Source organism: Kitasatospora indigofera, assembly GCF_014655955.1.
Classification (GTDB): Bacteria; Actinomycetota; Actinomycetes; order Streptomycetales; family Streptomycetaceae; genus Kitasatospora; species Kitasatospora indigofera.
On record NZ_BNBO01000073.1, the window covers coordinates 30,092 to 39,588 of the forward strand.

At 70.8% G+C, this 9,497-nt stretch carries 9 protein-coding genes; all 9 read left to right on the plus strand.

The genetic code is table 11. From position 1 onward, the window contains the following. Nucleotides 1-591: an NADH-quinone oxidoreductase subunit NuoI gene (gene nuoI / locus IE329_RS36040; protein WP_190215266.1), complete on the plus strand. Its 591-nt coding sequence runs from the start codon at nt 1-3 to the stop codon at nt 589-591. Continuing rightward, nucleotides 588-1,481, plus strand: coding sequence for an NADH-quinone oxidoreductase subunit J (locus IE329_RS36045; protein WP_190215267.1), 894 nt, complete (start codon nt 588-590; stop codon nt 1,479-1,481). The genes nuoI and IE329_RS36045 overlap by 4 nt, the downstream gene beginning before the upstream one ends. Then, on the plus strand, nt 1,478-1,777 hold the full coding sequence (nuoK, locus tag IE329_RS36050; protein WP_073924119.1) for an NADH-quinone oxidoreductase subunit NuoK: 300 nt from the start codon (nt 1,478-1,480) through the stop codon (nt 1,775-1,777). Before IE329_RS36045 ends, nuoK begins: the two co-directional genes overlap by 4 nt. A 14-nt stretch (nt 1,778-1,791) precedes the next feature. Next, the gene (gene nuoL / locus IE329_RS36055) at nt 1,792-3,705 is read left to right on the plus strand and encodes an NADH-quinone oxidoreductase subunit L (RefSeq protein ID WP_190215268.1); all 1,914 of its coding nucleotides are present in this window, start codon (nt 1,792-1,794) and stop codon (nt 3,703-3,705) included. A 43-nt stretch (nt 3,706-3,748) separates the two neighbouring features. After that, the gene (locus tag IE329_RS36060; RefSeq protein ID WP_190215269.1) at nt 3,749-5,380 is read left to right on the plus strand and encodes an NADH-quinone oxidoreductase subunit M; all 1,632 of its coding nucleotides are present in this window, start codon (nt 3,749-3,751) and stop codon (nt 5,378-5,380) included. Further along, nucleotides 5,380-7,011 (plus strand): NADH-quinone oxidoreductase subunit NuoN, encoded by a 1,632-nt coding sequence (nuoN, locus tag IE329_RS36065; protein WP_190215270.1) that lies wholly within the window; start codon nt 5,380-5,382, stop codon nt 7,009-7,011. Before IE329_RS36060 ends, nuoN begins: the two co-directional genes overlap by 1 nt. 217 nt (nt 7,012-7,228) lie before the next feature. Next, a complete protein-coding gene (locus tag IE329_RS36070; protein ID WP_190215271.1) occupies nt 7,229-8,239 on the plus strand; it encodes a polyprenyl synthetase family protein in 1,011 nt (336 codons plus the stop codon). 138 nt (nt 8,240-8,377) lie between these two features. Then, the gene (locus tag IE329_RS36075; protein ID WP_190215272.1) at nt 8,378-9,040 is read left to right on the plus strand and encodes a response regulator transcription factor; all 663 of its coding nucleotides are present in this window, start codon (nt 8,378-8,380) and stop codon (nt 9,038-9,040) included. Between the two features lie 272 nt (nt 9,041-9,312). Beyond that, the coding region (locus tag IE329_RS41185; RefSeq protein ID WP_229928036.1) for a hypothetical protein at nt 9,313-9,497 on the plus strand (185 nt) is incomplete at its 3' end.

Sequence of the window (9,497 nt, forward strand, 5' to 3'; positions counted from 1 at the left end):
ATGTCGGACGATACCGAGAAGTCATCGATCCTGGGCCCGGCCGCAGGCTTCGGCGTGACCTTCCAGGCCATGTTCAAGAAGCGGCTGACCGAGCAGTACCCGGAGCAGAAGAAGCCCACCGCTCCCCGCTTCCACGGCCGCCACCAGCTCAACCGGCACCCGGACGGCCTGGAGAAGTGCGTCGGCTGCGAGCTGTGCGCCTGGGCCTGTCCGGCCGACGCCATCTACGTCGAGGGCGCCGACAACACCGACGAGGAGCGTTACTCGCCGGGTGAGCGCTACGGCGCGGTCTACCAGATCAACTACGCCCGCTGCATCCTCTGCGGGCTCTGCATCGAGGCCTGCCCGACCCGGGCGCTGACCATGACCAACGAGTACGAGCTGGCCGACAGCTCCCGCAAGGACCTGATCTTCACCAAGGAGCAGCTCCTGGTGGGCCTGACCGAAGGCATGGTCGACTCGCCGCACGCGATCTACCCCGGCACCGACGAGGGCGCGTACTACCGCGGTGAGATCACCGCCGCCGCGCCCGGTACGGAGCGCCAGGTGCCCGCTTCGCGCCGCACGCTGGACGAGGAGGTGTCCGGGTGAACGCCCTCGCCCTGACCGGGGCCACCTCCACCGGTGAGGCGGTCCAGTTCTGGATCCTCGCCGTGATCGCGGTCGGCGGCGCGCTCGGCATGCTGCTGATGCGCAAGGCCGTGCACAGCGCGCTCTGCCTGGCCGCCACGATGATCGCGCTGGCGGTCTGTTACATGGCCCAGGGCGCGGTGTTCCTGGGCGTCGTGCAGGTCGTCGTCTACACCGGCGCGATCATGATGCTCTTCCTGTTCGTGATGATGCTGGTCGGCGTGACCTCCGAGGACTCGCTCAAGGAGCAGCTGAAGGGCCAGCGGTTCGCCGCCGTGTTCTGCGGCCTCGGCTTCGGCGTGCTGCTGATCGCCGGCATCGCCAACGCCAAGCTCGACCACTTCACCGGCCTGGCCGACGCCAACGCCGAGGGCAACGTGCAGGGCCTGGCGCGGCTGATCTTCACCAAGTACGTCTGGGCCTTCGAGGTCACCGGCGCGCTGCTGATCACCGCCGCGATCGGCGCCATGGTGCTGACCCACCGCGAGCACGTGAAGGCCCCGAGCACCCAGCGCGAGCTGGCCGCCCAGCGGGTCAAGGACAACATCCAGGTGCCGCCGATGCCGGCCCCCGGCGTGTACGCGCGGCACAACGCGGTGGACGTCCCCGGCCTGCTGCCGGACGGCTCGATCGCCGAGGACTCGGTGATGGCCACCCTGCGCGAGCGGGGCCAGATCCGGGACGTCAGCCAGGAGATGCTGCAGCGGATGGCCGAACTGGAGGAGACCACCGCCGACTGGCTCGGCCGGCCCTCCTCCGCCCGCCCGCCGGTGGCACCGCCCGAGCAGCGCCGGGCGCTGCAGAAGGTACCGACCGCGAAGTCCCCGTCCGCAGAGGAGGGTTCGGAGTGAACCCCGTCAACTACCTCTACCTGGCCGGCCTGCTGTTCACCATCGGGGCCAGCGGCGTGCTGATCCGGCGCAACGCGATCGTGCTCTTCATGTGCGTCGAGCTGATGCTGAACGCCTCGAACCTGGCCCTGGTCACCTTCTCCCGGCTGCACGGCAACCTGGACGGCCAGATCATCGCGTTCTTCACCATGGTGGTCGCGGCGGCCGAGGTCGTCGTCGGCCTCGCCATCATCGTGTCCATCTTCCGGACCAGGCACTCGGCTTCGGTCGATGACAGCAACCTGATGAAGCTGTAGGCGGAGGGCCCACGGTGAACTCTCTCATTCCGCTGCTCGTGGCGGCTCCGCTGGCGGGCGCCGCCCTGCTGCTGCTCGGCGGGCGCCGGCTCGACCGCTTCGGCCACTGGCTGGCCACGGCCTTCGCCGCACTCTCCTTCGCCTTCGGCCTGGCGCTCCTCGCGTCCATGCTGGGCCGGGAGACCGCCGAACGGCAGGTCGACGTCAACCTGTTCAGCTGGATCCCGGTGAACGGCTTCCAGGCCGACGTCGGGTTCCAGCTCGACCAGCTCTCGATCACCTTCGTCCTGCTGATCACCGGCGTCGGCACGCTGATCCACCTGTACTCGGTGGGCTACATGGCGCACGACGAGCGCCGGCGGCGGTTCTTCGCCTACCTGAACCTGTTCCTGGCGGCGATGCTGCTGCTGGTGCTGGCGGACAACTACCTGCTGCTGTACGTGGGCTGGGAGGGCGTGGGCCTCGCCTCGTACCTGCTGATCGGCTTCTGGCAGCACAAGCCCAGCGCTGCGACGGCCGCCAAGAAGGCCTTCCTGGTCAACCGGGTCGGCGACATGGGCCTGTCGATCGCGATCATGCTGATGTTCGCGGAGTTCGGCAGCTTCGCCTTCGGCCCGCTGCTCGGTTCGGAGGGCACGGCCGGCGCGGTCGGCCAGGCGAGCGAGGGCAAGCTGACCGCCATCGGGCTGATGCTGCTGCTGGCCGCCTGCGGCAAGTCCGCCCAGGTGCCGCTGCAGTCCTGGCTCGGGGACGCGATGGAGGGCCCGACCCCGGTCTCGGCCCTGATCCACGCGGCCACCATGGTGACCGCCGGCGTCTACCTGATCACCCGGTCCGCCTCGATCTTCAACCTGGCGCCGGACGCCCAGACCACCGTGGTGGTGGTCGGCGCGGTCACGCTGATCTTCGGTGCGATCGTCGGTTGCGCCAAGGACGACATCAAGAAGGCGCTGGCCGGCTCGACCATGTCGCAGATCGGCTACATGATCCTGGCGGCGGGCCTGGGCCCGATCGGCTATGTCTACGCGATCATGCACCTGGTCACGCACGGCTTCTTCAAGGCCGGGCTCTTCCTCGGCGCCGGGTCGGTCATGCACGGCATGAACGACGAGGTGAACATGCGGCACTACGGCGGCCTGCGCAAGTACATGCCGGTCACCTTCGTCACCTTCGGCCTCGGCTACCTGGCGATCATCGGGTTCCCCGGCCTGTCCGGCTTCTTCTCCAAGGACAAGATCATCGAGGCGGCCTTCGCCAAGGGCGGCACCGAGGGCTGGATCCTCGGCGGCGTCACGCTGCTCGGCGCCGCGATCACCGCGTTCTACATGACCCGGGTGATGCTCCTGACCTTCTTCGGCGAGAAGCGCTGGCAGCCGGACGCCGAGGGCCACGAGCCGCACCCGCACGAGTCCCCGAGCACCATGAAGATCCCGATGATCGTGCTGGCCTTCGGCTCGGTCTTCGCCGGCGGCCTGTTCACCCTGAACAGCTCCTTCCTGCACTGGCTGGAGCCGGTCACCGGCCACGCGGAGGGCGACTCCCCGCTGTCCCCGCTGACCGTCACGCTGATCACCACGCTCTGCATGGTGGCCGGCGTCGCGGTCTCGTACCTGATGTACGGGCGCTCGCCGGTGCCGGTCGTCCCGCCGGTCGGCTCGGCCCTCACCCGTGCGGCCCGCCGCGACCTGCTCCAGGACGACTTCAACCACGCCGTCCTGGTCCGCCCCGGCTCGGCCCTGGCGGCGGCCCTCGTCTACTTCGACAGCAGGGGCCTGGACGGCTTCGTGAACGGCCTGGCCGCCACCATCGGCGGCGTCTCCAGCCGCCTGCGCCGGATCCAGAACGGCTACGTCCGCTCGTACGCGCTCTCCATGTTCGGCGGCACGCTGGTGCTGGTCGCCACCACTCTCCTGATGAGGTCGGTCTGATGGTCGTGACTCGCCCCTACCCCACACGTCAGGAGGTCCGGCCATGAGCTACCTGCTGACCGCCACCTGCGCCGTCCCGGCGGCCGGCGCGGTGCTCACCGCCGCGCTGCCCGCCGGTACGGACGACGGCCGCCGGCGCGTCACCAAGATCGTCGCGCTGGCGGTCTCGCTGGCCACGCTGGCCCTCGCCGCGCTCGTCGCGGTGCGCTTCGAGCCGGGCGGGGCCCGGTACCAGCTCACCGAGTCGTACAGCTGGATCCGGTCCTTCGGCATCACCTTCTCGCTCGGCGCCGACGGCATCGGCACCGTCCTGGTGCTGCTCACCGCGGTGCTCGTGCCGGTGGTGCTGCTCGCCTCCTGGCACGACGCCGACCCGGAGCGCGGTGCGGGCGGGACGGCCGACCCCGCCACCTTCGAGAACCGCCGCCGCACCCAGGCCTTCTTCGCGCTGATCCTGGCCGTCGAGGCGATGGTCCTGGTGTCCTTCCTGGCCACCGACGTCTTCGTGTTCTACGTGTTCTTCGAAGCCATGCTGATCCCGATGTACTTCCTGATCGGCGGCTTCGGCGACCGCGCGGGCGGCCCCGAGTCGGCCCGTCAGCGCAGCTACGCGGCGGTGAAGTTCCTGCTCTACAACCTGCTCGGCGGGCTGGTCATGCTGGCCGCGGTGATCGGGCTGTACGTGATCGCGCAGGACCAGGGCTTCGCCACCTTCGACCTGCCGACCCTCACCGGCGCCGTCGCCGACGGCAAGCTGGTCGTCAACCCCACCGCCGAGAAGGCGCTCTTCCTGGGCTTCTTCTTCGCCTTCGCGGTGAAGGCCCCGCTGTGGCCGCTGCACACCTGGCTGCCCAACGCGATGGGGGAGTCGACCGCCGGAACGGCCGTGCTGATCACCGCCGTCGTCGACAAGGTCGGCACCTTCGCGATGCTGCGGTTCTGCCTCGGCCTCTTCCCGGACGCGTCGAAGACCTTCGCCCCGGCGATCCTCGTCCTCTCGCTGATCGGGATCATGTACGGCGCGCTGCTGGCCGTCGGCCAGAAGGACATCAAGCGGCTGATCGCCTACGCGTCCATCTCGCACTTCGGCTTCATCATCATGGGCATCTTCGCGATGACCAGCCAGGGGCAGAGCGGCGCGACCCTCTACATGGTCAACCACGGCATCTCCACCGCCGCGCTGATGCTGGTCGCCGGGTTCCTGATCTCCCGGCGCGGCTCGCGGCTGATCGCCGACTACGGCGGCGTGCAGAAGGTCGCCCCGGTGCTGGCCGGCTCCTTCCTGATCGGCGGTCTGGCGACGCTCTCGCTGCCGGGCCTGGCGCCGTTCGTGAGCGAGTTCCTGGTCCTGGTCGGCACCTTCACCCGGTACCCGGTGATCGGCATCATCGCCACCTTCGGCATCGTGCTGGCCGCACTGTACGTCCTGGTGCTCTACCAGCGCACCATGACCGGCCCGGTCAAGGACTCCGTGCGCGGCATGCACGACCTCAAGGTGCGCGAACTGGCCGTGGTGGCGCCGCTGGTGGCGCTCACCATCCTGCTGGGCGTCTACCCGAAGCCGCTCACCGACATCGTCAACCCGGCGGTGGACGCCACCCTCTCCCAGGTCCACGAGACCGACCCGGCGCCGGCCCACCCGGTGGCCGCCACCCCAGGAGGTGAGCAGAAGTGATGAGTCATTGGCTCGCCGCCGCCGGCGGCAACAGCGCGAGCATCCCCGCGCCGCACGTCGAGTACGGCCAGCTCTCCCCGATGCTGGTGGTCTTCGGCGCCGCCGTCGCCGGGATCCTGGCCGAGGCCTTCCTGCCCCGGCGGGCCCGGTACTGGTCGCAGGTCACCATCGCCCTGCTCGGCCTGGCCGGCGCCTTCACCGCGGTGATCGTGCTCGCCTCGCAGGGCTACGGCAGCACCAGGGTCGACCTGCTGGCGATGGGCGCGGTCGCGCTGGACGGGCCCGCGCTGTTCCTCCAGGGCGTGATCCTGCTGGTCGCCGTGGTTGCCGTGCTCACCTACGCGGAGCGCAAGGTCGAGCCGAAGGCCGGCGGTGTCCCGGTGGACGCCTTCGTCGCGCAGGCCGCGGCCACCCCCGGCGGCGAGCAGGAGCGCGCCGCCGTCCGGGCGGGCTTCGCCAGCACCGAGGTCTTCCCGCTCACCATGTTCGCGGTCGGCGGCATGCTGCTGTTCCCGGCCGCCAACGACCTGCTGACCATGTTCGTGGCGCTGGAGGTCTTCTCCCTCCCGCTGTACCTGCTCTGCGCGCTGGCCCGGCGCCGCCGGCTGCTCTCCCAGGAGGCGGCCGTCAAGTACTTCCTGCTGGGCGCGTTCGCCTCGGCGTTCTTCCTGTTCGGCACCGCCCTGCTGTACGGCTACGCGGGCAGTGTCCGGCTCGGCGACATCGCCGACGTCATCTCGGGCGAGGCGCCGGCCACCCAGGCGCTGCTCAGCACCACCCAGAACGACGCGCTGCTGCTGATCGGCCTGGCGCTGCTCTCGGTCGGCCTGCTGTTCAAGGTCGGCGCGGTGCCGTTCCACTCCTGGACCCCGGACGTCTACCAGGGCGCCCCGACGCCGGTCACCGGCTTCATGGCGGCGGCGACCAAGGTGGCCGCGTTCGGCGCCCTGATGCGGCTGTTCTACGTGGCCTTCCCCGGCCTGCGCTGGGACTGGCGGCCGGTGATGTGGGGCGTCGCGATCCTCACCATGGTGGTCGGCGCGGTGCTGGCCGTCACCCAGCAGGACGTGAAGCGGCTGCTGGCGTACTCCTCGATCGCGCACGCCGGCTTCATCCTCACCGGCGTGATCGCCACCAACAAGCAGGGCCTGGGCGCGGTGCTCTTCTACCTGCTGGCGTACTCCTTCGTGACGCTCGGCGCCTTCGCGGTCGTCACGCTGGTGCGCGACTCCCGCGGCGAGGCCACCCACCTCTCCAGCTGGGCCGGCCTAGGCCGGCGCTCGCCGCTGCTGGCGGCGGTCTTCGCGCTGTTCCTGCTGGCCTTCGCCGGCATCCCGCTCACCTCGGGCTTCACCGGGAAGTTCGCGGTCTTCCAGGCCGCGGCGGCGGGCGGCGCCACGCCGCTGGTCATCATCGGTGTGCTGAGCTCCGCGGTGGCGGCGTTCTTCTACATCAGGGTCATCGTGCTGATGTTCTTCTCCGACCCGCAGCCGGGCGGCCCGACGGTGGCCGTGCCCAGCGCGTTCACGGCGACCGCCATCGGCGTCGGCGTCCTGGTCACCCTGGGCCTGGGGCTGCTCCCGCAGTACTTCCTGGACCTCGCGTCGAAGGTCTCGCCGTTCGTCAGGTAGCCGCTTCGCCACCGGGGTCCGGTCCGCGCCGACCGGCGCGGACCGGACCCCGCGCTCTTCCCGCCCGTGCCGTCCGGCCCGGGCCCGGTCGGCCCGACCATGACAGACCCGCACGCCCGTGCAGTGATCCACTCGTGACCGGATACCCTGCCTGTATGGCCAGCGGCGGCACTCAGGGACCAGGCCGCTAGATCGACCAGGGACAGGAGTGGTCTTCGTGACCGTCGTGGGACCCTTCGGGCTCAGCGTGCAGGACCGCGATCTGACCCGCGACGTCCAGACCGGCATGGACGCGGTGGAAGCCGCCCTCGCCGAGACCGTCAAGAGCGACGTCTCCTTCATCACCATCACCGCCAGCCACCTGATCGAGGCGGGCGGCAAGCGCTTCCGTCCGCTGCTGGTGATGCTCGCGGCACAGTTCGGCGACCCGTACGCCCCCGGCGTGGTGCCGGCCGCCGTGGTGGTCGAGCTGACCCACCTCGCGACGCTCTACCACGACGACGTGATGGACGAGGCGCCCGTCCGGCGCGGCGCCCCCAGCGCCAACTCCCGCTGGGACAACTCGGTCGCCATCCTCACCGGCGACTTCCTCTTCTCCCGCGCCTCCCAGGTGCTGGCCGACCTCGGCCCGGAGGCCGTCCGGCTGCAGGCCGACGCCTTCGAGCGACTGGTCACCGGCCAGATCCTGGAGACGGCCGGCCCGGGGCCCGACGACGACCCGCTGCGGCACTACCTCGACGTGCTCGCCGGCAAGACCGGCTCGCTGGTCGCCGTCTCCTGCCGGTTCGGCTCCCTGATGGCGGGGGCCGAGCCGTGGGTGGTCGACATCCTGACCCAGTACGGCGAGCGGATGGGTATGGCCTTCCAGCTCGCCGACGACGTGCTCGACATCGCCAGCGACGGCCACGAGTCCGGCAAGACCCCCGGCACCGACCTGCGCGAGGGCGTCCCGACGCTGCCGATCCTGCTGCTGCAGGAGATGCCGGCGGACGAGGACGACCCGGCCGACGCCCGGCTGCGCGAGCTGCTCCAGCTCGACCTCGCCGACGACGACCTGCACGCCGAGGCGCTGCGCCTGCTGCGCAAGCACCCGGCCCTGGAGCGGGCCCGGCGCGAGACGCTGCGCTACGCCGAGGAGGCCCGCGCGCTGCTCGACCCGCTGCCCGAGTGCCCGGCCAAGGCCGCCCTGCAGGGGCTCTGCGACGCGGTGGCCATCCGCACCATGTGAGGCCCGCCCGTGCCCCGCCCCGGCCCGCACCGGCGGGGCGGGGCCGGCCCGGCTCCCGGCCGTTCCGGGTTCGTGGCCCGGCGTCCACGCCGATAGGGAAGACTGAACCAGTCAGTCCAGCCCAGCCGGAAGGCCGCCATGCTTCGCGTCGTCATCGCCGAGGACTCCGTACTGCTGCGGGAGGGCCTGACCCGGTTGCTCACCGACCGCGGCCTGGAGGTCGTCGCCGGTGTCGGGGACGGCGAGGCGCTGCTGAAGACCCTCCACGACCTGGCCTCCGACGAGGCCCTGCCGGACGTGGTGGTCGCCGACGTCCGGATGCCCCCGACCCACACCGACGAGGGCGTCCGGGCCTGTGTGACCCTGCGCGGCCTGTACCCGTCGGTGGGCGTGCTGGTGCTCTCCCAGTACGTCGAGGAGCGCTACGCCTCCGAACTGCTGGCGGGCTCCACCCGCGGGGTGGGCTACCTGCTCAAGGACCGGGTCGCCGAGGTCCGGGAGTTCGTGGACGCGGTGGTCCGGGTGGCCGGCGGCGGCACGGCGCTGGACCCGGAGGTGGTGCAGCAGCTGCTCAGCCGCAGCCGCAAGGGCGACGTGCTGGCCGGCCTCACGCCCCGGGAGCGGGAGGTGCTGGGCCTGATGGCCGAGGGCCGGACCAACGCGGCGGTGGCCAAGCAGCTGGTGGTCTCGGACGGCGCGGTGGAGAAGCACGTCAGCAACATCTTCCTGAAGCTGGGCCTGGCCCAGAGCCCGGAGGACCACCGCCGGGTGCTCGCGGTGCTCACCTACCTGAACTCCTGACCGGCCGGGGCCGGCGCTTCCGGGGTCCGCTTCGGGGTCCGCCGCCCGCCCGGGCGGCGGACCTGACCGGATTCCGGGCAGGGGGTATGGCGGAGCGGACCCGCGGCGTTGACCTGAGTGTGGAAAAAAGACATCGGTGATGCAGTTTTTCGCCGCACGTCGAAGTTCCGGCCTTCGGATTACCCACGCGCATAAGATGCGAAGGGTGCACCAGGCGGACGGGGCACACGGCTCACGCCCGCGGCTGGATGCCCACGAGGAGGTCCGCCGCAGTGACCAGCCAGGTCGATCAGTCGGAGGCAGTGGACGGCTCGGACGGACACGACGACCAGTCGGGTCCGGTGCCGCCGGGGGGAGTGCAGCCCAGGCGCGCCAAGCCGGTCAGACGATTGGACCGGGTGATCATCCGTTTCGCGGGTGACTCGGGTGACGGGATGCAGCTGACGGGTGACCGGTT

Excerpts from the sequence above, each read along its gene's own strand:
- nuoI (WP_190215266.1), top strand. The coding sequence starts at position 1 with ATGTCGGACGATACCGAGAAGTCATCGATCCTGGGCCCGGCCGCAGGC.
- IE329_RS36060 (WP_190215269.1), top strand. The coding sequence starts at position 3,749 with ATGAGCTACCTGCTGACCGCCACCTGCGCCGTCCCGGCGGCCGGCGCG.
- nuoN (WP_190215270.1), top strand. The coding sequence starts at position 5,380 with ATGAGTCATTGGCTCGCCGCCGCCGGCGGCAACAGCGCGAGCATCCCC.
- IE329_RS36075 (WP_190215272.1), top strand. The coding sequence starts at position 8,378 with ATGCTTCGCGTCGTCATCGCCGAGGACTCCGTACTGCTGCGGGAGGGC.